Source organism: Hymenobacter busanensis (assembly GCF_008727865.1).
Classification (GTDB): domain Bacteria; phylum Bacteroidota; class Bacteroidia; order Cytophagales; family Hymenobacteraceae; genus Solirubrum; species Solirubrum busanense.
The window spans coordinates 1-22,988 of record NZ_VTWU01000011.1 but is presented as its reverse complement, the minus strand read 5'-3'; the positions used below and the strand labels follow the sequence as shown (position 1 = coordinate 22,988).

General features: G+C 63.7%; 20 protein-coding genes. 4 read left to right on the top strand and 16 right to left on the bottom strand.

All coding sequences use genetic code 11. From position 1 onward, the window contains the following. Positions 1-30 precede the first annotated feature (30 nt). A complete protein-coding gene (locus tag F0P96_RS20500; protein WP_151080874.1) occupies positions 31-2,619 on the top strand; it encodes a toprim domain-containing protein in 2,589 nt (862 codons plus the stop codon). 58 nt (positions 2,620-2,677) lie between these two features. Here F0P96_RS20500 and F0P96_RS20495 read toward each other — a convergent pair whose 3' ends face one another. Next, positions 2,678-3,622 (bottom strand): hypothetical protein, encoded by a 945-nt coding sequence (locus F0P96_RS20495; RefSeq protein WP_151080873.1) that lies wholly within the window; start codon positions 3,620-3,622, stop codon positions 2,678-2,680. 305 nt (positions 3,623-3,927) lie between these two features. Here F0P96_RS20495 and F0P96_RS20490 point away from each other — a divergent pair, with 305 nt between their 5' ends. Continuing rightward, entirely contained in the window at positions 3,928-4,206 is a 279-nt protein-coding gene (locus F0P96_RS20490) for a hypothetical protein (protein WP_151080872.1), read from the top strand. 39 nt (positions 4,207-4,245) lie between these two features. Here the strand turns inward: F0P96_RS20490 and arsB are convergent, their stop codons facing one another. The 5 genes from arsB to F0P96_RS20465 all read right to left on the bottom strand — a co-directional run bounded on the left by arsB (position 4,246) and on the right by F0P96_RS20465 (position 7,543). Continuing rightward, positions 4,246-5,331 carry an ACR3 family arsenite efflux transporter gene (gene arsB / locus F0P96_RS20485; protein WP_151080871.1) on the bottom strand — a complete coding sequence of 362 codons (1,086 nt, stop codon included), beginning with the start codon at positions 5,329-5,331 and terminating at the stop codon, positions 4,246-4,248. Between the two features lie 15 nt (positions 5,332-5,346). Next, positions 5,347-5,841, bottom strand: coding sequence for a GNAT family N-acetyltransferase (locus F0P96_RS20480; protein ID WP_151080870.1), 495 nt, complete (start codon positions 5,839-5,841; stop codon positions 5,347-5,349). A gap of 12 nt (positions 5,842-5,853) precedes the next feature. Then, positions 5,854-6,627, bottom strand: a complete 774-nt coding sequence (locus F0P96_RS20475; protein WP_151080869.1) for a metallophosphoesterase family protein — start codon at positions 6,625-6,627, stop codon at positions 5,854-5,856. Between the two features lie 81 nt (positions 6,628-6,708). Next, on the bottom strand, positions 6,709-7,167 hold the full coding sequence (locus F0P96_RS20470; RefSeq protein WP_151080868.1) for a DUF6428 family protein: 459 nt from the start codon (positions 7,165-7,167) through the stop codon (positions 6,709-6,711). 31 nt (positions 7,168-7,198) lie between these two features. Then, positions 7,199-7,543, bottom strand: coding sequence for an ArsR/SmtB family transcription factor (locus F0P96_RS20465; protein WP_151080867.1), 345 nt, complete (start codon positions 7,541-7,543; stop codon positions 7,199-7,201). 785 nt (positions 7,544-8,328) lie between these two features. On the opposite strand from F0P96_RS20465, the gene F0P96_RS20460 reads away from it, so the two are divergent. Next, positions 8,329-9,084 (top strand): DUF3626 domain-containing protein, encoded by a 756-nt coding sequence (locus F0P96_RS20460; protein ID WP_151080866.1) that lies wholly within the window; start codon positions 8,329-8,331, stop codon positions 9,082-9,084. On the opposite strand, the gene F0P96_RS20455 is transcribed toward F0P96_RS20460, so the two are convergent. The 10 genes from F0P96_RS20455 to F0P96_RS20410 form a co-directional block, all read right to left on the bottom strand. After that, positions 9,081-9,458 (bottom strand): hypothetical protein, encoded by a 378-nt coding sequence (locus tag F0P96_RS20455; protein ID WP_151080865.1) that lies wholly within the window; start codon positions 9,456-9,458, stop codon positions 9,081-9,083. The genes F0P96_RS20460 and F0P96_RS20455 overlap by 4 nt on opposite strands. A gap of 137 nt (positions 9,459-9,595) precedes the next feature. Continuing rightward, positions 9,596-9,961, bottom strand: a complete 366-nt coding sequence (locus F0P96_RS20450) for a DUF3703 domain-containing protein (RefSeq protein WP_151080864.1) — start codon at positions 9,959-9,961, stop codon at positions 9,596-9,598. A 3-nt stretch (positions 9,962-9,964) separates the two neighbouring features. After that, positions 9,965-12,106: a heavy metal translocating P-type ATPase gene (locus F0P96_RS20445; protein ID WP_151080863.1), complete on the bottom strand. Its 2,142-nt coding sequence runs from the start codon at positions 12,104-12,106 to the stop codon at positions 9,965-9,967. Between the two features lie 52 nt (positions 12,107-12,158). Next, complete coding sequence (locus F0P96_RS20440; protein WP_151080862.1) at positions 12,159-12,770, bottom strand: hypothetical protein; 612 nt, start codon at positions 12,768-12,770, stop codon at positions 12,159-12,161. 79 nt (positions 12,771-12,849) lie between these two features. Continuing rightward, on the bottom strand, positions 12,850-13,269 hold the full coding sequence (locus tag F0P96_RS20435; protein WP_151080861.1) for a Fur family transcriptional regulator: 420 nt from the start codon (positions 13,267-13,269) through the stop codon (positions 12,850-12,852). 19 nt (positions 13,270-13,288) lie between these two features. Next, positions 13,289-14,320, bottom strand: a complete 1,032-nt coding sequence (locus F0P96_RS20430; protein ID WP_151080860.1) for an efflux RND transporter periplasmic adaptor subunit — start codon at positions 14,318-14,320, stop codon at positions 13,289-13,291. Positions 14,321-14,488: 168 nt separating this feature from the next. Beyond that, a complete protein-coding gene (locus F0P96_RS20425; protein WP_151080937.1) occupies positions 14,489-18,892 on the bottom strand; it encodes a CusA/CzcA family heavy metal efflux RND transporter in 4,404 nt (1,467 codons plus the stop codon). A gap of 184 nt (positions 18,893-19,076) precedes the next feature. Continuing rightward, complete coding sequence (locus tag F0P96_RS20420; RefSeq protein ID WP_151080859.1) at positions 19,077-19,406, bottom strand: DUF6660 family protein; 330 nt, start codon at positions 19,404-19,406, stop codon at positions 19,077-19,079. 403 nt (positions 19,407-19,809) lie between these two features. Further along, positions 19,810-21,108, bottom strand: a complete 1,299-nt coding sequence (locus tag F0P96_RS20415; RefSeq protein WP_151080858.1) for a Y-family DNA polymerase — start codon at positions 21,106-21,108, stop codon at positions 19,810-19,812. Positions 21,109-21,110: 2 nt separating this feature from the next. Beyond that, a complete protein-coding gene (locus F0P96_RS20410; protein WP_151080857.1) occupies positions 21,111-21,578 on the bottom strand; it encodes a LexA family protein in 468 nt (155 codons plus the stop codon). A gap of 376 nt (positions 21,579-21,954) precedes the next feature. Between F0P96_RS20410 and F0P96_RS20405 the strand changes: the two genes are divergently transcribed. Further along, positions 21,955-22,950 carry an ArdC family protein gene (locus F0P96_RS20405; RefSeq protein ID WP_151080856.1) on the top strand — a complete coding sequence of 332 codons (996 nt, stop codon included), beginning with the start codon at positions 21,955-21,957 and terminating at the stop codon, positions 22,948-22,950. Positions 22,951-22,988 lie beyond the last annotated feature (38 nt).

The window sequence follows — 22,988 nt, the reverse complement described above, 5'->3', positions numbered from 1 at the left end:
CCGGCGCTGTCCGGCTCCACTCCCTACCCCATGAACGCACCCCGGGAAAACGACCCCTCCGAGCTCGACCGCTTCAAGCGCGACATAGACCTGGTTGACTACGCCCAGCGCCAGGGCTACACCATCAAGAAGGAAAGCCGCCGCGGCGACTGGCACCACCTGGTCAAGGACGACGAGCACGTCATCGTCACCCGCAAGGGCGACCATCAGGTGTACCTGAACACCGGCGACGACCGCGACGCGGGCTCCATCATCGACTTTGCCAAAACCCGCGGCGGCGACGGCCACGGCCTCAACTTGGGCCAGGTACGCCAGCAGCTGCGCGAGTACCTCGACGGCGCCCCCGCCCCGGCCCGCCAGTATGCGACTCAGTACGCCACCCCGCCGGACACGTCCCGCCTGAGCAGCCTGCCCGCGGACGACCCGGAACAGGCCCGGCAAGCCGAGGAAGAGCGCCGCACCCGGCTGATTTCCGAGGTGCTGGGCGTAAAGAAGGAGCTGACCGACCGCAGCTACCTGCACGGCCGCGGCATTACGGACGAAACGCTGGACAACCCCGCGTTTCAGGGCCGCATCTTCACCGCGCAGCAGAACGAGCACAAAAACACGGCTTTCCCCCTCTACAACGAGCACGGCCTGGCCAGCGTCGAGCAGAAGAACGAGCACTACAAAAGCCTGCTGCCGCTGCCCAAAAACGGCATCTGGGTATCCCACCCCACCGAGGGCAAGGACACCCCGGTGGAGCGCGTGGTGGTGAGCGAGTCGGCCATCGACTCGTTGTCTCACTTCCAGCTCAAGCACGGGCAGGACCCTAAAAACACGCTCTACATTGCTACCAGCGGCACGCCCACCGAGGCGCAGGTAGCCTTGATTCAGCGGGTTATCGACAAGCAGCAGCCCCGGGAAGTGGTGCTGGCCAACGACCGCGACGCCGGCGGCCGGCAGTTCAACATCAACTACCTCAACGAGCTGCAGCCGGCTAGGCCGATGGTGCCTGTCGCCGAGCAGGAAGCCTACCGCGAGGCCTCCCGACCCGTTGAGTGGCACGCCACCAGCGATAAGTACCACACCAGCCTGAAGGTGACCTTTCACCACGAGGCGGCCGAGCAGGGCGGGGCCCAGGTGCAGCAGCTGCGCGAGCGGGTGGAGCACATCAACCAGACCCAGCAGGACGGTCCATCGCTCGCCGTGGAAATACAGCGCAGCACCGAGCAGGCCACCGTCGTGCGCCTGACCGTGGCCCGCGCCGACACGGCCCAGCTGGAAATCGTGGCCCAGGAGCTTTACCGGCAGCGGGAGCAGCTGCGCGCCGCGGCCGAGCGGCAGCAGGAAAGATTTCTGCGGGTGGACTACCCGCTGGCCAAGGACTTCAACAAAGAGCTGGAGTATACCAACCAGGGCCTGAGCGCTGAGCAAATCCGGGCCGCGGCCCAGCGCGAAGAGCAGCAGCGCGAAACCGAGCGGCAGCAGCGCCTGGCCGAGGCGCAGCGCCAGGAACGGGAACAACGGGCTCTGGAGCGCCAGGCCCAGCGCGAGCGGGAAAACACATCGAAAGCGCAGCAGGAGCGCGAACAGGCCGACAAGCGCATTAGCCAGGCCGTGCTTAGTGCAGCGGTAGCTGAGGCGGAACCGCGGCCAACCCGCTCCTACCGTAGCGAGCAGGAAGCGGCCGAGCACACCGCGCAGTTCGTGCACGCCAAAGACGCCGGCTTGGTGCTGCTAAAAGAATACATTCACGACAACCCCCCGCCCGCAGGGAGCAAGGTGGATGAAGCCGAGCGGGAAGAGCTACGCGACCGGGCCCGCTTTGCCGAGAGGGCTGCCCCCGGCGGCTTAGCCGTTGCTGCAGGCCCTGAAGTAAAGATGGCAACGTGGAAGATTGATGAGCTGGAGCCCGACACGACTGGTCGGGCGGAGTCCTGGAAAGCCCTGCTGGATAATTCCGGCTACTCCATGCAAACGAGTGAGGTCCGTAGCAAGGTCGATGAGCAGGGTATCCGGCGGGCCGAGTTCGACATGAGCTACCGCAATGACCAGCCGGACATTGCCATCATTCACGCCATTGTGACCAACACGAATGCCCGTGCCGCAGCAGGCAACCCCCAGTACGCCGGAGTAAGTGTGGCAGAGCGAGATGAGGACCGCGCCGCCCGTCAACTAGCTGCCGAGGCCGCAGCCATTCAGCCCCACAACCGGGACCGGAGTCTGGACGTGGCCGCTAAGCCTGGCGCCGAAGCTGATACCACCGTACAGGAAACGCGGAGTGCCTCTCCCGTGGGCAGTGAGAAGCTGGTAATTATCCTAGTAGACGAGCCGGCTCTGACCACGGGCGAGCGAGGCCAGGCCGAGGCCGTGCAGGCTGCCGTCGTAGCCAGCGGGGCCAAAGTAGGCGATGTGCAAAGCACTACCGATGAGCAGGGCATCCGGCACTCTGAAATGAAGGTGTCGTACCGTACCGACCAGCCGGAGCTTAGTCGCATCAGTGATACGCTCGATGCTATTGCGCAGCAGCCCGGCAGCGCACTACATGAGCATAGTCGTGACCGTGGGGAACGCCACGAAATAGCACGGAGCGCGGAAATGGACCTGCAGAACCGGCCGCCGGAGATAACCCGATAATGCAGGGCCCTCCAGGTAGAAGATTCCGCAGCGCGTGAGAGGAGCAAAATAAGATTGCTCAGGGTAGCTGACGAGCAGCCGGGTTGAGCATTAGTTGAATGGGTTTATTCGATTTGGGATACACCCGCCAGAGCTCACGGTAGGGGCGTTCTGCTGCTCCGCGGTTGCGAAACCGGTTGATGATAATCGCTGTGATGTCTGCCATCTGCACTTCAAAGGCATCGTGCGAATCGTAAAAGGAGCAGTGGTCTTTGAAAACATCCGCAAAGTCAAGCCCCGGACCTTCTGCCTGCCGGTATTTGGTCAAGAAAGGGTGGCCAGTTTGCTCCCATTCATCCAAGAGTGGAACCCCATCGGAACTGTTAATAAAAGCCGTCCGCAGCAATTCTTTCCAATATAGCTCCGGCTCGCGGCCGCGGACAAAGTCCCTGTCAATCTTGAACTCAATGTTGAGCAGGTTGGCATGGGCGGTATCCTCTCCCAATCGTTCCAACAGAATGGACACACCAACAACTTGACGAAAGCAGAGAGTAATGAGATTACGCAGCATTATCAGCTTTATAAAATGCTGGTAATGCATCTTCTTGGCGTTCTTGTGCCAAATGGCCATGTTGGCATACTGCTCAGCCATTTTGGTTTTGCCATCCTGCCTTGCCTGCTCCGAAGCGTGTTCCAACGCAGCAACCTCCTGCGCTTTAAAATCTTTCATGAGTTCCTCCGGGTTTTCCGACGGCCGGAACTGTACATAGGAAATCCGGACAGCAGGCTCTGCACATATGACCGACTGGGCGAAAGCAACCAATTCATCATCTGTTAAGTCACTGCCCTTTACTTCTCCGTTTGGGGTAAGCTTGTGGCGGGGTATACCTGCCAGCCACTCTCTGAACTGCTTTTCTTTAGTTCTCAACCCATCTTGGTGTTGCGTCAGCTTCACCGCAACAAAAAAGCTTAGCAATGCGCTGCCGGGAGCGAAATCACCGGTTTCATCGATACCTACTATCATGTCAGTTTTGGAAGGCTTTACTCTTTACCGTCGATAACAGCGGCCACACGGCCGGCGGTTAAGTTGCTCAGCTGTTGCTTTCGTAACAGGTCTTACTGATTTGGTGCACCAGGCTAGGCCCTCGCACTTCGGGGTCACGTGATACGCACAGGAAGCAGAGCCCTGACACATGTAAACTGGCTTGGTAGGTGGGATACCTCCTAAGATTAAGCTGAGTAACAATACAAACACCATAGCCTAGCCAAGAAGATACACACTTATCCTACCAGCAATAAATCTTCCAGCCGCGTGATGTACTGTGGGGTGTGCCACTGTACCTGCCCTTCCCAGTGCGCCTGGCCCGGCGCCAACACCAGCGGGTGCTGCGAGGCACCAAAGCGCAGCCAATTACTTACACGGTCCCCGACCAGTTCTTCGGCGAGCCGGGCCGCCGCAGCCGGGCCTACGCGGAGTATTTCGGCAACTTTTTCAGCTTCAGCCCTACCACTCCAGGGGCTTACCGCGCCGAGCGCGCCGGGCACGAAGACGAGTACCTCTACACCTACGGACAGTTGGTGACCATCATCAAGAAAAGCCCGCTCTAGAACTTTGTTATCCGGCTGATGCCGTAAGCGCTCCGAATTTTAGCTGTTGCTGCCATACCAGCGCCGGCGGAACCAGAACGCTAGGTTGACCAAGGCAATCAGGGCCGGCACTTCGATGAGCGGGCCGATGACGCCGGCAAAGGCCTGGCCCGAGTTCAGCCCGAACACGCCGATGGCAACGGCAATGGCCAACTCGAAGTTGTTGCCGGTGGCTGTGAAGGCAATGGAGGCATTCTCGGCGTACTCCGCACCCAGGTACTTGCCCGCCGCGAAGCTGAGTACGAACATGACACCGAAGTACAGGGCCAGCGGCAAAGCAATGCGCAGCACATCCAAGGGAATGCGCATGATGGTTTCGCCCTTCAGGCTGAACATGATGACGATGGTAAGCAGCAAAGCTACCAGGGTAATCGGGCTGATGGCCGGCAGAAAGACCTGCTCATACCACGCGTTGCCTTTCAGGCGGCGCAGGATGGTGCGCGAAAGGAAGCCCGCCGCAAACGGGATGCCCAGATAGATGAGCACGCTCTGCGCGATGTCCCCGATGCCGATGTGCACCGCGTAGCCCTTCAGCCCGAAGTAAGGCGGCAGAACCGTGATGAACAGCCAGGCCAGCACCGAGTAAAACAGTACCTGAAAGATGGAATTGAGTGCCACCAGGCTCGCTGCGTACTCGCGGGAGCCGTCGGCCAGGTCGTTCCACACCAGCACCATGGCAATGCAGCGGGCAATGCCAATCAGAATCAACCCCATCATGTACTCGGGCTTGTCGGGCAAGAGCCAGATGGCCAGAAAGAACATAAGCAGCGGGCCAAGTATCCAGTTCAGGAACAACGAGAGCCCGATGATGCGCGTGTTTTTGAAGACATTGGGCAGTTGCTCATACTTGACCTTGGCCAGTGGCGGGTACATCATCAAAATCAGCCCGATGGCCAGCGGCACGTTCACCGTGCCCACCGAAAAATAGTTGACAGTCTCGTTGATGCCGGGTACTAAGTAGCCCAGGGCCACGCCCAGCGCCATGGCCAGGAATATCCACAGCGTGAGGCCCCGGTCCAGGACGGAGAGCTTCTTTTCCGCCAGCGCGGCCGGAGGCGGCGTGGCGGGTTGGTTCAGCGTCGTCATTGTAGCGTAATATGGTTAAGCAACGCCCACGGTCGGGCTGCGCCGCTCCATTTGCACCGTGTTGCGCCACACGCCGTGGTGCTGGCCAATTCGCTCCCGGTAGCCAATGATGCGGAACCCCGCCTGCGTGTGCAGGCCAATGCTGGCTTTGTTTTCTTCAAACGTGCCGGCCTGCAGCGTCCAGATGCCGTGAGATTCCGAATCCGCAATCAAGGCCTGGAGCAGTTGCCGGCCCACGCCTTGCCCCCGCGCCTCGGCCGCGATGTACACGCTGATTTCGGCCACGCCGCCGTACACGCAGCGGCTCGACACCGGCGAGAGCGCCGCCCAGCCCCGCACCGAGCCGCCCTCGTCCACCGCCACCAGGCGGCTATGGTTCAGGTGGGCTTTGTCCCAGGCTTCCCAAGCCGGCGCCTGGGTTTCGAACGTGGCATTACCGGTCGCAATGCCGGCTTCGTATATGGCCTTCACCGCCGGCCAGTGGGCGTCCGTCATCGGTATAATGGTCATGGCAGAAACGGGTTAGTAGGCTTTGCGAAGCATGTCCGCGTATTCGTTGGGCAGCGGCGAGGCCTCTACGGCCCCCGCAGCCTTCTCCACGTCGTATGCCACGCGCACCAGCTCCGAGCGCACGCTGCCGGGGACCGTCAGGGTGGTGTGCTCGTCCAGGTGCAGCAGTTGGTAGGCGGCGCGTGGGTCGCCGTCTTTGGGCTTGCCCACCGAGCCGATGTTGAGCGCGTGCCGGTAGCGGGTTTCGCCCGCGTGCTCGTAAGCAAAGGTGCGGTGGTAGGGCTTGTGGGTGTGCCCGAACAGCAGGATGTCGGCGTTGGCTTCCTGCAGTACCCGCAGGAAACTGGCTTCGGGCCGGTCCTCGAACAGGTACTCGTTGATTTTGCGGGGCGAGCCGTGCACCATCAGCAAACTCAGCGTGCAGGGCTCTTCCTGAAAGTCCAGGCGCATGTGCTTGGGCAGGTAGCGCAGGTAGCGCCGCTCGTCGGCCCCGACCACCTGGTTGGTAAAGGCAATGCTCTGGGCACCCAGGTCTTTCTCCGTGTCCGTTTTGTAGGCGCAGCCGCAGTTCTCGCTCGCTAGGCCAATGCCCTGGTCGTAGTTGCCGGCCAGCGTCGGAATGCCCCGCCGGCGCACCTCGTTGACCACTTCGTTGGGCCAGGGCGCGTAGCCGACCAGGTCACCTAGGCAAAAAATCATGTCCGGGCGGCGCTGGTCCATATCGGCCAGCACCGCTTCCAGGGCCGGCAGGTTGCCGTGCACGTCGGAGAAAAAGGCAATTGTCATCAGAAAGAAGAAGTCAGCAAAAGGCAAAAGAGCAACCCAGCAAAACGGCGCTACCCGCGAAGGCAGCGCCGTTGCGCAAGCTTAGCAGCACCTGCCTCCGGGAGCGCAGCCGGCTACCTGCAGCTGGGGCAGTGCCAGGTCTTGGGCCGGAATGCCGCAGGCCTCCTGGGCCAGACAGGCCGTGTGCTTGGGCGTGAGCACGAAATCGGTGCCGTCGAAGGCCAGGCCGAACTTGCCGATGGTGGCCTGCTGGTACTCCACCTCGATGTCGAGGTCTTCGCGGCCGAGAATCTTCTCCGACAGCTTCAGGATGTGCAGGAACTTCTGGGGGGCGAGGCGGTGGTCGTAGTCGCCGGCTTCCCAGAGCTGGAAGTTGGCTACCGTCTCGCGGCGCTCGACGCCGCCGCAGTCGATGAAGTGCTTGCTCACGAGGCCCACTTCCGTCACGTGGAAATGCGAGGGCAGGTATTCACCCGAGGGCAGGCGGAAGTTGACGGCGTCGAGACCCGCGAGGGTCTGCTTCATTTCGGAGATTTTCATAGGTCAGAAAGGCTTGGGGTGAAGAGATGAGTTAGCAGGCATCGGCCGGTCCGCAGGCCGGGTTGGCAGTTGCTTCGAGGAAGAAGCCGGTAAACTGTTGGTGGACCTGCTTGAGCAGCTCCGTGTTGAGGCAATAGCAGACCGTCAGCCCGTCAATCTCGCCGCGAATCAAATCCAGGGCTTTGAGCTCCTGCAGGTGCTGTGAGACGGTCGTGCGGGACAAGGGTAGCTCCGCGGCAATGTCGCCGGAGATGCAGGTTTGCTTGGAGGCTAGGAACTGGATGATGGCCACGCGGGCCGGGTGCGCCAGGGCTTTGGCCACGCGGGCCAGCTGCTGTTGCTCTTCGGTGAACGCGGCGGTTTTGGCGTAGGTCATGACGGCGTTATGAAGTATGTCGCAAATATACGACATGTTATGACGCATGTTTACGACATAAAGTTTTTTTCAACTTTTTTTTGTGGGTCGCTACCTACCCTGTACCGGTGCCCGGGCAGGCTGCGCACCGACGCCCACTGCCAAGGCTGGCAAAAAGCAACTACACAGTATCATGAAGTTGAATGCGGGCCCGTTTTTCAACCAGCGGAAAATAAGGAGATTGAGAAATAATATAACTGATAATCAAAGTGTTGAAAATTGTTTTGGTGATTCGCCGAGTTCAGCGGCAAACCCAGCCCTATTTCTTGATATAACCTTCATGAACACTCGCTTCAAGAAATCAAATCGCGCGCACCTGTTGGCTACCTGCCGACCAGAAAGAGGGCCCCCTCGCCCGCCAGTACTGGTGAAATGCGTCCTTCAGGGCGCCGTTACCTTAACCGCCCTCCCCTGCTGTTTTTCGAGCAGACCCGGTTTTTACGTATACATACATAGAAACCTGTCTTGGCCAGCGCCCGGACCCGAACCAGCCCGTTGCCTCACCGCCACGGAATGGTGATAAGCGGAACCCCAAGGTTCCCACAAGCCAATGCAACTCAAATGAAAGTCGCGGCGGCACAAAACAAATCTTTTAACCTCAATTGAAAACTGTACATGACGAAACCGTACTCAACGCCGCTCACCCGAGCGAAATCACCTCAGAAGCTGTTGCGCGTTGCGCTTCTGCAGACCTAGGTCTGTCCTGGGCAAGCTCAGCTTGCCCGAATGCCAGCCCGGCACCGGGCATGACCCAACTCCTGCCGGCGGGCGTGCAGCAGCACGTACAACAGCAGGGGGAATATTGGGAGGCTGCCATCCGAGGCAAACTCAAGCCCCTGATGCCTCCGCAGGTGCTGGAATCTTATCTGGCGCAGGCGGCCGCCAACATGCAGCGCCTTCTGGCTCCGGCGCGGCCGCAGCTGCGCATTGGTGGAAAGGAGCCCCTGCACCAACACGAAGCCTTGCGTCAGATTCTGCAGAGCGGACGGGTACAGACGCAGTTTGAAACGTTGCATTCCGGTGGTGCCTTCAATCCGGTTTTGCGGGCGAGTCTGGAAACGGAGCTGTTTGGGTACGCCTTTGACTTGGACCCGGTGCAGCGCCCGGTGTATGGATACCTAACGCCGGGTGACCACGAGCCCCCGGCCGTGGAGGGCTACGGCGGCTTGGCCTTGCGGCTGCGACCGGAAATCCTGAGCCGCACCACGGTGTCGATTGCCGATACGTTGGACCGGGCCGTGCTGCCGGCGGCCTACACCTGCATTCCCATCACCTCGTTGATACCCAACCAATCGGGGTGGGTCTACACGCACTTGTCGCGGATGATACACGCCACGCACGTAGCAGAAGTTGAGTTTCATTATGTGGAAGCTCAATTTCACGGTGGCGTACGCTTGCAGGACGTGGAATGCATCGTGGCTTGGCGCCTTGCCGATGTGCCAGCCGACCTGCAACGGCTTTGCCAGCAGGCGGGCCTGAGTATTCGGGAGTTCGGGCGCTAGAGGACCCGCAGCTGGTAGCGTTGCTGAAGTTTGGCCAGCCCGGCCTCATTCAAGATGAACGGGCTGGGCTGGCCGAATTTCTGCATTTTGGCCCACAGCAGCAGCGGGCTGTTTTCGTCGGCGAACTGAACCACGAGCCCTTCCAGGGCAACCGGCCGAATCGCATTGCTCAACCCAACAGCCAAAAGCGGAAGCTGCGGTTGCGAGGCGTACCAGCCGATAACCACCGGCTCAGCGAACCACTCCACTGCTTCGCCCAGGCCCAGCGGGTACCGTGGATGCGTCGGGTCCACCCGCAGCAGTGGGTTCCCGCCGCCGGTACGCATGCCTCGTTCGGCGCGCAGACGCTGGGAAATGCTGTTGTCGAAACCCATTGCTTTCATTCTGAAGTGGCCAAGGCTGGCTCTGCGAAGTTATACGGAAGTTCGGCGATTGGCGCCAGCAGCCTTACCAGTACACTGCCTTATGCGTTAGCTCCAACAATTTCACTCCTATTCACTAGATCCGAAAGTCACTGGCTGCCTGAGTTGAGCAGCTGCTGCAAGTCCGCCGGAATCGGCATTGGCTGCTCGGCCTTCACGTTGGCACCACCGGTGTTGCCAGTCGGAACGTGGCCCACGAGTGAGCCGAGAAAGCCGAATAAAATACGCGGCAGTTGCCCACGTATCTCGCGGCCATTGCCGATGAGTATGCCGTGCCGGAGCATGCGCAGGTGCACCTGCGTGTGCGGCCAAGCCCAGCGTTGCCCAAGGATGTGGGCCCGTTCCAGGTGGTGAAACGCGGCTGCCGGGTCCTGACGTGCATAGGCCGCCCGCGCTGCATCCATCTCGGCCTGATAATGTGGCCGTAAGCGGGCAGGAAGAAACAACGTGTTCATGGCTTAAAACTTCATCCGTTGAATGCGCACGGCGTTGAGAATAGCCAGTAGCGCCACGCCCACGTCAGCAAACACGGCTTCCCACATGGTAGCCAGGCCGCCGGCGCCCAGGGCCAGCACCACGGCTTTCACGGCGAAGGCCAGCCAGATGTTTTGCCACACCACCTGGTGGGTGGCACCAGCAATGCGGCGGGCGGTGGCAATCTTGCTGGGGTGGTCGGTTTGAATCACCACGTCGGCGGTTTCGATGGTGGCGTCGGAGCCCAGGCCGCCCATGGCAATGCCCACGTCGGCCAGGGCCACTACCGGCGCGTCGTTTACCCCATCGCCCACGAAGGCCAGGCGCTTGCCGGCGGCTTTCAGGCGCTCAACGTGGGCGGCCTTGTCTTCGGGCAGCAGGCCGCCGTGGGCTTCGGTGATACCCAGCTGCCGGGCTACGCGCTGCACGATGGTGTCTTTGTCGCCGGAGAGCATGACGACCGTGCCAATGCCCTGTGCTTTGAGCTCCTGCACGGCTGGGGCAGCGTCTTCCTTCAGCTCATCGGCCACGGTGAGGTAGCCGGCGTACTGGCCGTCCACGGCCACCACCACGATGCTGTCCACCAGCTGGTCAACTTCGGCGGGGTAGGCCACGCTGAATTTGTTGAGCAGCTTGGTGTTGCCAGCCAGCACATCCAGCCCGTCGACGCGGCCGCGCAGGCCGTGGCCGGCAATTTCCTCCACGTTGTCCACGGCTAGGGCCGTGCCGCTACCCTTGGCGTAGGCCACCACGGCCTGGGCAATGGGGTGGGTGGATTTAGCTTCGAGCGCGGCGGCCAGGGCCGTGAAGCGGGCCGGGTCCTGGCCAGGGGCGGCCACTACCTGCTGCACGGCAAATACGCCCTTGGTCAGGGTACCCGTTTTGTCCATCACCACGGTGTCAATCTCGCGCATGACGTCAAGAAAGTTCGAGCCCTTGAAGAGCACGCCCACTTTGGAAGCAGCCCCAATGCCGCCGAAGTAGCCCAGCGGAATGCTGATAACCAGCGCGCAGGGGCAGGAAATCACTAAGAACACCAGCGCCCGGTAGAGCCAGTCGCGGAACACGTAGTCCTGCACAAAGAAGTAGGGCAGCAGCGTGAGCAGCACGGCCAGCCCCACGACGATGGGCGTGTAGACCCGGGCAAACTTGGTGATGAACTGCTGGGTTTTGGCCTTGCGGCCCACCGCGTCCTGCACCAGCGCCAGAATCTTGCTCAGCTTGGTATCCTGGTAGCCGGCCGTGACGGTAATCTGGCTCAGCGTGTCCTGGTTGATCATGCCGGCCAGCACCGCTTCGCCCTGCTGCTTGGTCTGGGGCACCGACTCGCCGGTGAGGGCGGCCGTGTTGAACGTGCCGCGCGCCGAGAGCAGCGTCCCGTCGAGGGCCACCTTCTCGCCGGGCTTCACCTCGATGACGTCGCCGACAACTACTTCCTTGGGGTCGAGCACCAGGCGCTGGCCGCCGCGCAGCACGCCGACTTCCGTGGCCTGAATTTCCAGCAGGGCCTTGATGCTGCGCTTGGCCCGGTTCACGGCCGCGTCCTGGAACAGCTCGCCCACGGTGTAGAAGAGCATCACGGCCACGCCCTCGGCATACTCGCCGATGGCAAAGGCCCCGATGGTGGCGATGCTCATGAGCAGAAACTCGTTGAAGACGTTGCCCGAAGGGATGCTTTGCACGGCCGAGCGAATCACCTTCCAGCCTACCAACAGGTAGGCCACCCCGTACCAAGCCAAGCGAACGTAGCCGGTGAAAAAGCCCGGCTTGTAATAGTCCAGCACGATGCCGCCGAGCAACAGCGCCAGGCTGATGCCGGGCGTTAGGTAGGGGTTGGCCCCGGCCGGCCCGTGGTCGTGGTCGTCTTCCTCGTCAAAGTCCAGCTCGCCCGGGTCGTGGGAGTGACCGGCGTGCCTGTCGGCAGGCTTCCCGGCCAGGTCCACCACGCGCTTGCCGGGCGGATGGTGGTGGCCGCGGTGGTCGTGGCCGGGCACGTCGTGGCCCTCGGGGGAGGTAGCCGCGCCGGGCGTGAGCTGCTCGCGGGTGAGGGCGCCCACGTTTTCGGGCAGCACCTGCTTGGCGGTGTTCAGCTCCTCGTTGAGGTTCTGGGATGAAGGATCAGGCATGGGAACTCAGCAGTAGATACAAGGAAAAAGGAAGGCATAGGTCGCCAGCAGGCTACCAGTGCACGAAGAAGCCGGCGACGCCCACCAGCACGAGGACCGCGCCGGTCAGCCGCCGCTCGTGGTGGGCCAGGCCGGCCAGCGGCAGCCGGTGCAGGCCGCGGTAGCCCAAGGAAACCAGCGTGCACATGGCCGTAAGGGTCGTCAGCAAGTAGAGCCCCATGAGCAGCGCCAGCATAAGGGGGCCGTGGGCGCCGGCGGTCAGGAAAAAGGTTTGGATTTCCAGGCAAGGGGCCAGAAACATGGTGGCAGCCAGCCCGAGCACGACCCGCCGGGAACCACGCGTCCGGACCGGCGGCGGGTCGGGGTGCGTGTGCCCGGGACCGGAGAAAGCGTACGCCAGCCCGATGGCCATGAGCAGCATAGGAGCTATCCACGCCGCCGCGTGCTCGAACCGGGCCGACAAGCGCCAACCGAGCAGCCCCAGGGCCAGCCCGATGCCCACGGTGCTCAGCACGTGCGCTAGCCCTGCCACGGCCGTCACCCCCACGGCCCGCCGCAACGGCCACCGCTCGGCGCGGGCGACGGCCAAAGCCGGTGCCCAATGGTTGGGGATAGCAGCGTGCAAGAGGCTGAGCAGGAAGGTGCCGGTGAGGAGTTCGAGCATGAGCAGGCGTCGGTGGCGGGCACGGCCGGTAACACAGGCAAACCTAGCGCCCCGGGCCGTGCAACGGTATTGCATTGTTTCAGCGGGCGGCACATCGGTCGCAGAGCCCTTTCAGCACCACGCCCATGTCCTGCACCTGAAACGCAGGCGGCACCTGGATGGACGGAATGGCCACGTCGGGCAGGCAGATGGTCTGCTGGCAGCGCTGGCAGTGGAAGTGCACGTGCAGGTCGTGGTGCTGCCCGGGCGCACATGCCTCCTCGCAGAGCGCGTACTTGACGGCGCCGCTGCCGTCTTCGATGCGGTGCACCAGGCCCTTGTCGGCAAAAGTCTTGAGGGTGCGGTGCAGCGTGATGCGGTCGGCGTGCTCCATTTCCTGCTCCACGTCGGCCAGGCTAACGGCGGCGGGTTGGCGCTGCAGCAGCTCCAACACGAGCAGGCGCATGGCCGTGGGTGCGATTTGCTTCGCAATCAAGAGGCCTTCGAGTGGGTGAGCCATGGCAACGGGAATGGTGGGATTACTCTTCCTCTTCGGCGTTCTTGAGCTTGCCCAGCAGCGAGTACGCCCCGTCCGTCACGAAGGTGGTGCTGACCGGCACGCCGGCCGGCAGCTGCACCTCGGTGTAGCCGTCTTCGCTACGGCCCGGGGTCACGGGCACCATGCGGTAGCGGCCGGGGGCTTCCACCGCGAAGGCGTAGTACTGCCCCACAAAGCGCACCAGCGCGCCGTCGGGCAACGTCGTGGCGTTGCTGCGCCCGGTTTCGATGGTGGCGCGCACGTACAAGCCCGGCAGCAGCGCCGGATCGTTTTCCTGGTCGAGGTGGCCGTGCACCAGCACCGTGCGGTCTTCGCGGATGGCCTTGCCGACCAGGTACACGCGCGCCGTTCGCTCCCGCGGCGTGCTGACGGAGTCGCTGGCCAGCGTGAAGCGGATCAGCTGCCCCTTCTGCACCCGCGCCACGTCTTTCTCAAAGACGACCAGCTCCACGTGCAGGTGCTCCGGGTCGACGATTTCAAACAGCGGTTCGGTGGCCGTCACGCTCTGGCCCACGGTCACGTTCACGGCCCGCACGAAGCCCGACCGGGGCGCCCGCAGCGCGGCCGTGGGCACGATGGCGCCGCCCACCGTCAGCCCGGCGATGCGCAGCTGGGCCGCCTGCGCGCTGAGTTGCACCTGCAGCGCTTCGGCCTCGGCCTGGGCGCGCTGGTAGTTCTTCAACGGCGCGACTTCCTGCTCGTACAGCTCCCGCTGCCGGGCCAGCTCGGCCTTGGCGAACTTCAGCCGGCTGCGCAGCTCCAGGTACTCCTTTTGTAGGGTCACGAACTCGGGGTTGCGCAGCACGGCCAGCACCTGGCCTTGGCGCACGCGGGTGCCCTGCAGCAACTCCGTGCTCTGCACATACCCGCCGAGCGGGGCGGTGATGGAGACGCTGCTTTCCGGCGGGGCATCGAGCGTGCCGTTCACGGCGAGTCCCGAGCTCATCGGCCGGTCCTGCACCCGGCCCGTTTTCAGGCCCGCGGCTTGTTGCTCGGCCGGGGTAAGCGTCACCAGATCGGTGGCTTGCTCGGCCTGGCCGCCCCCTGCCTTGCCTTTCGACTTCGTTTCAGCGGATTCGTTTTCAGCGACTTATCGTTTGTCGGCGCCACAGCTGGCCAGGGTCAGGCCCAGCAGCAGCGCCAGGGTTGCTAGCTTATGCATAATTGTAAGGGAAGCGGGCTACTGCGCGGCGGTGCCGAGTAAATAGTCCAGGTCGATGACGGTTTGGTTGTGCTGCAGCACGGCGTCGAGGTAAGCCGTGCGCACGCTCAGGGCGCGCTCCAGGTTGAGCAGCAACTCGGAATAGGTGGTTTCGCCGGCCTTGTAGGCCCGCTGGCTCAGGCGCACGATGACGGCCGCCTGGGGCAGCGCCGTCTGCTCGTAGAACTGCACCCGGCGCTGCTGCTCCTGCAGGCGCGTGCGCAGCTCGTCGAGCTGGGCGGCGGCTTCGGCCTGGTAGCGCTGGTAGGTAGCCGCGGCCACCTGTTCCTGCAGCTTGGCCGCCTGCACGCGGGCCCGCTGCGGACCCCGGATCAAAGGGATGGCCACGCCGGCCTGCACGCTGTGAAACCGGTCACCCGGGCCGTAGGTCACGGCGCGGCCGCCCTCCTGGTAGGTGCCGCGCAGCGACTGGTTGGTGTAGCCCACGGTCACATCGGGCAGTCCCCGGGCTTGTTCCAGGCGGGTTTCGGCTTGCCGCTCCGCCAGCTGCTGCCGCAGCACGCGGGCCTGGGGCGTCGCCGCCAGCAGGGCCGTGTCGGCCGCCGGAACGGGCAACAAGTGCAGGGTGCTGTCGGCCACCAAGATGAGCTGCGCGGCCTGCAGCAGCGCCTGCAGCTGCCGTTGCGCTACGACCAGGTCGGCCCGGCTCTGGGCCAGCAGGTTCTGCGTCTCGCCCTGCTGGATGATGGCGTTGGCCGGCTCCAACCGGGCCACTTCCCCGGTCTTGAAGCGCAACTGCGCCGAGCGTAGGAACTCGGCGTAGATGCTGTCCTGCCCGCGCAGGGTGCGCAGGCGGTGGCGGGCGTACACCGCCTGCTCGTAGCTGCGGCGGACTTGCCGGCGCAGTTCGGCCTGTACTTGGGCGAGCTGCTGCTCGCGGCCCGCTACCTGCGCCTGGCTCAGTCCCGCTTGCGCTTTGTAGTAGCCCGGCAGGGCCAGGGACTGCGCGACGTTCAGCACGTTGTCGCGCTCGGGCGAATTGATCTGACCGTAGGTGCCCAGGATGGTTGTCCGCCCGACGTCGTACGCGGTCCGGCGCAGGGCCTGCTGCGCTTCCAAGGAGCGTTGCGCAGCTTGCACCGTGCCGTTGGCTTGCAGGGCTTGGTTCACGGCTTGAGTCGCCGTGAGGGGGCTCTGCGCCCGAGCGGGAGCTACGCTGAGCAAGCTGCCCCCGAGCAGCAGCAACACCAGCAACGGGGCAGGCACGGGCGAAGCAGCGGCCGGCTGCGGTGCTGCCTGTGGCTGGTTACGCTCCGACAACGCGTACAGGGCCGGCAGCACCAGCAGCGTGAGCAGCGTGGCCGTGACCAGCCCGCCGATGACCACCGTAGCCAGGGGGCGTTGCACCTCGGCCCCGGCCGATTGGGCCAGCGCCATCGGCAGGAAACCGAGCGAGGCCACCGTTGCAGTCATCAGCACCGGGCGCAGACGCACTTCGGTGCCGCGCAGAATCCGTTCCCGCAGGTCCGTGACGCCCTCGGCTTTGAGCTGGTTGAAGTAGCCGATGAGCACGATGCCATTGAGCACCGCCACCCCGAAGAGGGCGATGAACCCCACCCCGGCCGAGATACTGAAGGGCATGCCGCGCAGCCACAGCGCCACCACGCCGCCGATGGCCGAGAGCGGAATGGCCGTGAAAATCAGCGCCGCCTGTTTGAGCGAGCGGAAGGTGAAAAACAGCAGCAGGAAGATGAGCCCCAGCGCCACCGGCACGGCCACGCTCAAGCGCTCGGTGGCCTGGCGCAGGTTCTCGAACTGGCCGCCATAAGTGGTGTAGTAGCCCGGGGCGAGCTTCAGCTGCCGGTCCACTTTGCTGCGCAGCTCCTGCACCACGGTTTCCACGTCGCGGCCCCGCACGTTGAAGGCCACGGTTACGCGGCGCTTGGCGTCGTCGCGCTGGATCTGGTTCGGTCCTTCCTGCAGGTCGACCGTGGCCACCTGCTCCAGGGGCACCTGTTCGCCGGAGGGCGCGGCGATGAGCAGCTGGCGTACGTGGTTGATGTTCTGGCGCAGCTCGGGTTTGAGGCGCAGCACCACGTCGAAGCGGCGTTCCTGTTCGAAGAGCTGGCCGGCGCTCTGCCCGGCAAAAGCCGTCTGCACAGTGCGGTTCACGTCGTCGGCGTTCAGCCCGAAGCGGGCCATGCGGTTGCGGTCCAGCTTCACCACGATCTGCGGCAGGCCGGTCACCTCCTCCACGTACACGTCCTCGGCGCCGGGCACCTGGCGTACCAGGGCGGCGGCCTGCCGGGCGTACAGGGCCAGCTGCTGCAGGTCCTCGCCGTAGATTTTGAGCACCACGTCCTGCTTGGCCCCGCTGATGAGCTCGTTGAAGCGCATCTGAATGGGCTGCTGGAAGCCGAAGGTGACGCCGGGAATGACGCTGACCGCCTTGGCCATCTTCTCCGCCAACTCCTCGCGGGTGCGGGCCGAGGTCCATTCGTTCTGGGGCTTGAGGATGACCATCACGTCGCCCGCCTCCACCGGCATCGGGTCGGTGGGAATCTCGGCCGCGCCAATCTTGGACACGACTTCCTTGACCTCCGGAAACTGCCGTTTCAGGATCGCGGCGGCTTGCTGGCTCTTGTCGACGGTGTAGCTCAAGGACGAGCCGGTGAGCGTGCGCATCTCCACGGCGAAGTCGCCCTCGGTCAGCTGCGGGATGAACTCGCCACCCAGGGTGCGAAACAGCAGCAGCGCGCCCCCAAACAAGGCCACAGCTGTGGTCAGCACGACGGCTTTGTGTCCGAGAGCCCACGTCACCAGGGGCCGGTAGCGCGCTTCCAACCAGCGCATCATCCGGTCGGAGATGTTGAGCTGGTACTGCGTCTCCCGACTCAGGGCCAGCGCCGACATCATCGGCACGTAGGTCAGCGACAGGATAAAGGCGCCCAGAATGGCGAAGGCGACCGTCTCGGCCATGGGCCGGAACATCTTGCCCTCGATGCCGGCCAGCGCGAGCAAGGGCAGGTACACGATGAGGATGATGATTTCGCCGAAAGCGGCCGAGGAGCGAATCTGCGAGGCGGCCTGGTAGGTTTCGTCGTTCATCTCCTGCTGCGTGAGCCGGCCGCCGGCCGCGTGGCCCGGCGCGTGCCCGGCGTGCAGCCGGTGCACGATAGCCTCCACGATGATGACGGCCCCGTCGACGATCAGACCGAAGTCGATGGCGCCCAGGCTCATCAGGTTGCCCGACACGCCGAACAGCCGCATCAGGCTGATGGCAAAGAGCATGGCCAGCGGAATCACCGAGGCCACCACTAAGCCCGCGCGCCAGTTGCCCAGGAAGAGCACCAGCACGAACACGACGATGAGCGCGCCCTCGATGAGGTTTTTGCTGACGGTGTGGATGGCGCGGCCCACCAGGTCGGAGCGGTCCAGGTACACGTCGACGGTCACGCCCGCCGGCAGGGACTTGCGCACGGTTTCCATGCGTTGCTTCACCGCCTTGATGACCTCGTTGGCGTTGGCCCCCTTGAGCATGAGCACGATGCCGCCGGTGACCTCGCCCTCGTCGTTGCGCGTCATGGCCCCGTAGCGCACCGCCGAGCCCAGCCGCACCTCGGCCACGTCGCGCACCAGCACGGGCAGCCCGCCCTGGGTGTTGCGCACGACGATGTTGCCCAGGTCGGCGGCATTCTCCGCCAAGCCTTCCGTGCGGATGAAGTACGCCGAGGGTTTCTGGTCGATGTAGGCGCCGCCGGCGTTTTGGTTGTTGCGCGCCACGGCCTGGTAGACCTGGTCCACCGTCACGTTCAGGGAACGGAGCCGGGCGGGGTCCAAAGCAATTTCGTACTGCTTGAGCTGCCCGCCGAAGGAGCTCACGTCGGCCACACCGGGCGTGCCCAGCAGTTGGCGTCGGACAATCCAGTCCTGAATCGTGCGCAGCTCGCGGGCGTCGTAGCGCTTCTCGTAGCCGGGCTTGGCGTGCACCAGGTATTGGTACACCTCGCCCAGGCCGGTGCTGACAGGCGCCAACTCGGGCCGGCCGATGCCGGCAGGGATCTGGCTTTCGGCTTCGCGCAGGCGCTCGGCGACTTGCTGCCGGGCCCAGTAGATGTCGATTTTGTCTTGGAAGACGATGGTGACCACCGAGAGGCCGAAGCGCGAGAACGAGCGCACTTCCTCGCGGCCGGGAATGGTGGCCACGCTCTGCTCGATGGGGAAGGAAACGAGTCGCTCAATGTCGCCGGCGGCCAGCGAGGGGGCCACGGTGTAGACAACGACCTGGTTGGTGGTGATATCGGGTACCGCGTCAACGGGCAGCCGACTCAGCGAGTAGCCGCCCCAGGCGACCAGCACCAGGGTCAGCAGCCCGATGATGAGCTTGTTGTGAATGGAAAAATGAATCAGCCGGTCAAACATGCCGCTGGGGGTTAGGTCTAACACTTCGGTTACGACCTGCTGGCCCACGGCTCCGGGCCCGGTACGGGCAGAAGCCGCGGCTATACTCGCTGGGCGCTATACCACGACGGGTATAGGCCAGCAGCCCGGGCGCACGGCATGCACACGAGCTACCCAAAGGGAGTCAGCAGGGTAGAAGGAAGGGTTAGGCCCGGGGCGGCTGCCACACGGCCCCGGCGGTCCGGGTCGGGGTGCCCACCCGCATGGGGGCGTGGCGCAGGGCCTTGGGCCACACCACTGCGGGAGCCACCGCCAGGACCGGCAGGGGCGCCAGCGGCACCACGGCCCCGCCGCAGCAGTGGCATTGGCACAGCGGGGAGCACCAGTCGCCCAGGGCCCCGGCGTCGCAGTCGGTGTGCGGGGTCGCGGCCACGGTGGTCTGCTTGGCGTCTTTGCACACCACTTCGCCGTCGGCGCAGGTCAGCGTCGAGAGGCAGGCGAAGTAGAAGGCAAAAAACAGGGCCAGAAAGCGCATCGGGGCAAAGGTAACGACCAGCGGAAATAGTCGGCTACCGCTTGTACCGGCAGAAGCAGACAAAGGTTCCCCGCCGGCGGGGGCGCCCGCTCAGCTCCGGAAGCTGCACTCAAGGACATAGCTGGTTTCGGTTGCCCGGGTGAGAGCCAGGTTGATGCCCAGGTCTAACTGCAGGTTGTCGCTCACCCGCCAGATGGGCCCGCCGTTGAGCGTGACGGACCAGGGCGCGGGTATCCCAGGCACCGGCCACCTCTACGAAGCCACCGAGGGTGCGGTACAAGTCGTGGCCCACCGTCACGGTGGGGCCAGTTCCAAGTAGTTGGCCTGGGCCCCCGGGTCCCATGAATAGCTTGTCTAAGTCGAACCAACTGCCGTGTTCGGCTAATCAGAAAGGTGGTGGCTCTTACCCAACGAGCAGCAAATCTTCCAGCCGCGTGGTGTACTGCGGCGTGCGCCACTGCGCCTGCCCTTCCCAGGGCGCTTGCGCCCTGCCCGGCGGCAACACCAGCGACGCCAGCTTCACCGTGCCTTTGCCAAAGCGGCGGTTCAGGGCGTCCAACTCGGCCATCAGCTTGGCGCGCTTCTCCGAAACCGGCGCGGGTTCAAACAGCGTGAGCTGGGTTTGGCCTTCCGGCTCCAGCCCGTCGAGTATCACGCCCGCCTTGGTGTAGCGGTTGCCCGGCTGCCAGAGGCGTTTGAGCGCCGCCCGCGCAAAGCGGACCAACTCGATGGTGTCGTTGGTGGCCACGGGCAGCGTAAGCACGGCGGAGCAGGAATACGGGGGCGGCTCCAGGCCGTAGCGGCTCTTGCTCAGAAAGACGGTCATCAGGTGGGCTGCGTCGCCCTGCCGGCGCAGCTTCTCAGCGGCCCGGGAGGCAAACGCGCTGACGGCACCCGCCACGTCGGGAAAGGCCGTGAGCGGCCGGCCAAACGTGCGCGAGCAACACAGCGTGCGGCGCGACAAGGTCCCGTCTTCGCTCGGGGCCAACCCCTGGCAGGGGTAGCCCTGCAGCTCGCGCACCAGCCGGGCGCCTACCACCCCGCCCAGGTGCTTGCGGGCGTAGGCCTCGGAGCAGGCCGCCAGCCCCGCCGCCGTGCTGATGCCGGCGGCATACAGCTTTTGGGCGTACTGCCGGCCGATGCCCCAGACGTCTTCGACGGCCACCTGTTCCAGGGCCCAGCGGCGGCGCTCCGCGGTGTCGAGGTAACACACCCCGCCCATCTCCGGGTTTTTCTTGGCCAGGCGGTTGGCCAGCTTGGCCAGCGTCTTGGTAGGGGCGATGCCCACGCAGGTCGGGATGCCGGTACGGGCCAGCACGTTGGCGCGCACGGTGCGGGCAAAGGTGTCCAGGCTGCGGACCACGAAGCGTTCCAGGCCGTGCAAATCCAGGAACGCCTCGTCGATGGAGTAGATTTCCACCGCCGGCGCCACCTGGCTCAGGTACCACATCACCCGGCGCGACATGTCCCCGTAGAGGGCGTAGTTACTGGAAAACACGGCCACGTGATGCTGCTCCAGCAGGGGTTTGACCTGAAAGTAGGGCTCGCCCATCTGCAGGCCCAGGGCCTTGGCTTCGGCGCTGCGGGAAATGATGCACCCGTCGTTATTCGACAGGACCACGACGGGCCGGCCGTCGAGCCGGGGCTGAAAGACCCGCTCGCAGGAAACGTAGAAGTTGTTGCAGTCGACCAGGGCGTACATGGCTAGTCGCGGGTGCGCAGCAAGGCCGCGAGTTTGCCGGGAACCAGCTCGTGCAGCACGTGGGTCACCACGCCCCAGATGCGCACGGCGCCCGCATCGTGAATCTCCCAGGGTTGGTAGTCGGGGTTCTCTGGCTTGAGCCACCACGTGCCATGCTCGCACACCAAGCGCTTGACGGTGCACTCCCCGTCCACCACGGCCACCACGATGTGGTTGTGATCGGCTTCCATCTGCTTGTCCACGGCCAGCAGGTCGCCCTCGTGAATCTCAGCGTTTTTCATGCTCTCCCCGCTTACCCGCACCAGGTACGTAGCGTCGGGGTGGCGCAGGAGCAGGCGGTTCAGGTCAAATAGCTCATCGGTGTAATCGGACGCCGGCGAGGGAAAGCCGGCGGACACTCTGCAGCTGAAAAGGGGAAGCAAAAACGGGGTTTGGGAGTCGTGGACCGGGATTAATTCGACGTTGCGCATGGGTGGTGTAGCATAGGCGTGGCCACAATAATACGTGCTGCTAATAAAATTAGTAGAAACAAGGCTAAAAATTGTAGCCAGAAGTTGAGGAAGGTTACCGGCAATACCGCGGGTGTTACCCGTTCACGCACCTCCTTAAACCGACCAGGTAAGCTGACTGACCGGCGGCTCATTAAACAACGCTACCGCTTATAAAAAGTGGTTTTTAACCTGTTGTCACCCCCGTATTTTAACGCAGCCACAAAGGGGCAGTTGGGGAAAGAAGGTTGTTTAAAAAGGAGCAAAAAGATATAAAATATAGAGCAAAAAGAAAATTTTACGGGTGTAATTTTCGTTTAATAAGTCTAATGAACGCCCACGGAAACAGCGCTTTATCATGAAAAAGACCCGAAAGCCCGCCGCCCGTACCGCCACTCCTCGCCCCGATGTGTACCAGATTGTGACCGACCGCATTGTGGCCGCGCTGGAAGGCGGCATCATTCCGTGGCGCAAGCCCTGGAACGCGGTGTATGGTTTGCCCCGCAACTACGCGACCGGCGCAGCTTACACGGGCATCAACGCCTTTCTGCTGCACTTCAGCAGCGCGCTGCCCTTCTTTTTAACATTCAAGCAGGCCCTGGCCTTGGGCGGCAACGTGCGCAAGGGCGCAAAGGGGCACCCGGTGGTGTACTACAACGTGTCGGTACGCGAGAACGAGCAAACCGGCAAGGAAGAAAAAACGCCCTTCCTGAAGTACTACACCGTGTTTTCGGTAGAAGACATCGAAAACATTGACTTTGTGCTGCCCGCGGTGGAACGCCACGCGCACACGCCCATTGAGGCGGCCGAGGCCATTGTGCGCAACTGGGACGGGCGACCGGCCATCGAGCACCTGCACCAGCGGGCCTACTACTCCCCGGCACTCGACCTGGTAAACATGCCGGAGCGGGCCACCTTCACTACCGCCGAAGGCTACTACGCGACCCTGTTTCACGAGCTGACCCACAGCACGGGCCACGCTTCCCGGCTCGACCGGCCTGACCTGACCGCCGGCGAAGGCAAGCGCTCGGCCAGCTACGCCCGCGAGGAGCTGACGGCCGAGATGGGCGCTTCCTTTCTCTGCGCCGCGGCCGGGCTCGACACGGCCCAGACCGAGACCAATGCCGTGGCCTACATCCAGTCCTGGCTGGAGCGTCTGAAAAACGATAAAAAGCTGGTGCTGCAGGCGGCCAGCAAGGCCCAGCGCGCCGCCAAGCTGATTTTGGGCGTGGTCGAGGAAGGCGAGCCGGTGGCCGCTCCCGCGCCGGCCCGGGTGGTGGAGCTGGTGCCCGAAGAAGACGAAGTGAGCCAGCAGTACCGCGCGGCGGAGCTCAGCTGGCTAGCTGCCGCATAAGCCCCGGCCCGGGCAGCCGCGGCCGGCGGCTGCCCACC

What these genes read in the sequence shown, in the direction of transcription:
- F0P96_RS20415 (WP_151080858.1), bottom strand. Translation starts at nt 21,108, where the DNA reads ATGTACGCCCTGGTCGACTGCAACAACTTCTACGTTTCCTGCGAGCGG.
- F0P96_RS20480 (WP_151080870.1), bottom strand. Translation starts at nt 5,841, where the DNA reads ATGACCATTATACCGATGACGGACGCCCACTGGCCGGCGGTGAAGGCC.
- F0P96_RS20410 (WP_151080857.1), bottom strand. Translation starts at nt 21,578, where the DNA reads ATGCGCAACGTCGAATTAATCCCGGTCCACGACTCCCAAACCCCGTTT.
- F0P96_RS20425 (WP_151080937.1), bottom strand. Translation starts at nt 18,892, where the DNA reads ATGTTTGACCGGCTGATTCATTTTTCCATTCACAACAAGCTCATCATC.
- F0P96_RS20455 (WP_151080865.1), bottom strand. Translation starts at nt 9,458, where the DNA reads ATGGGTTTCGACAACAGCATTTCCCAGCGTCTGCGCGCCGAACGAGGC.
- F0P96_RS20465 (WP_151080867.1), bottom strand. Translation starts at nt 7,543, where the DNA reads ATGACCTACGCCAAAACCGCCGCGTTCACCGAAGAGCAACAGCAGCTG.
- F0P96_RS20475 (WP_151080869.1), bottom strand. Translation starts at nt 6,627, where the DNA reads ATGACAATTGCCTTTTTCTCCGACGTGCACGGCAACCTGCCGGCCCTG.
- F0P96_RS20450 (WP_151080864.1), bottom strand. Translation starts at nt 9,961, where the DNA reads ATGAACACGTTGTTTCTTCCTGCCCGCTTACGGCCACATTATCAGGCC.
- F0P96_RS20420 (WP_151080859.1), bottom strand. Translation starts at nt 19,406, where the DNA reads ATGCGCTTTCTGGCCCTGTTTTTTGCCTTCTACTTCGCCTGCCTCTCG.
- F0P96_RS20435 (WP_151080861.1), bottom strand. Translation starts at nt 13,269, where the DNA reads ATGGCTCACCCACTCGAAGGCCTCTTGATTGCGAAGCAAATCGCACCC.
- arsB (WP_151080871.1), bottom strand. Translation starts at nt 5,331, where the DNA reads ATGACGACGCTGAACCAACCCGCCACGCCGCCTCCGGCCGCGCTGGCG.
- F0P96_RS20405 (WP_151080856.1), top strand. Translation starts at nt 21,955, where the DNA reads ATGAAAAAGACCCGAAAGCCCGCCGCCCGTACCGCCACTCCTCGCCCC.
- F0P96_RS20440 (WP_151080862.1), bottom strand. Translation starts at nt 12,770, where the DNA reads ATGCTCGAACTCCTCACCGGCACCTTCCTGCTCAGCCTCTTGCACGCT.
- F0P96_RS20445 (WP_151080863.1), bottom strand. Translation starts at nt 12,106, where the DNA reads ATGCCTGATCCTTCATCCCAGAACCTCAACGAGGAGCTGAACACCGCC.
- F0P96_RS20495 (WP_151080873.1), bottom strand. Translation starts at nt 3,622, where the DNA reads ATGATAGTAGGTATCGATGAAACCGGTGATTTCGCTCCCGGCAGCGCA.
- F0P96_RS20500 (WP_151080874.1), top strand. Translation starts at nt 31, where the DNA reads ATGAACGCACCCCGGGAAAACGACCCCTCCGAGCTCGACCGCTTCAAG.
- F0P96_RS20460 (WP_151080866.1), top strand. Translation starts at nt 8,329, where the DNA reads ATGACCCAACTCCTGCCGGCGGGCGTGCAGCAGCACGTACAACAGCAG.
- F0P96_RS20470 (WP_151080868.1), bottom strand. Translation starts at nt 7,167, where the DNA reads ATGAAAATCTCCGAAATGAAGCAGACCCTCGCGGGTCTCGACGCCGTC.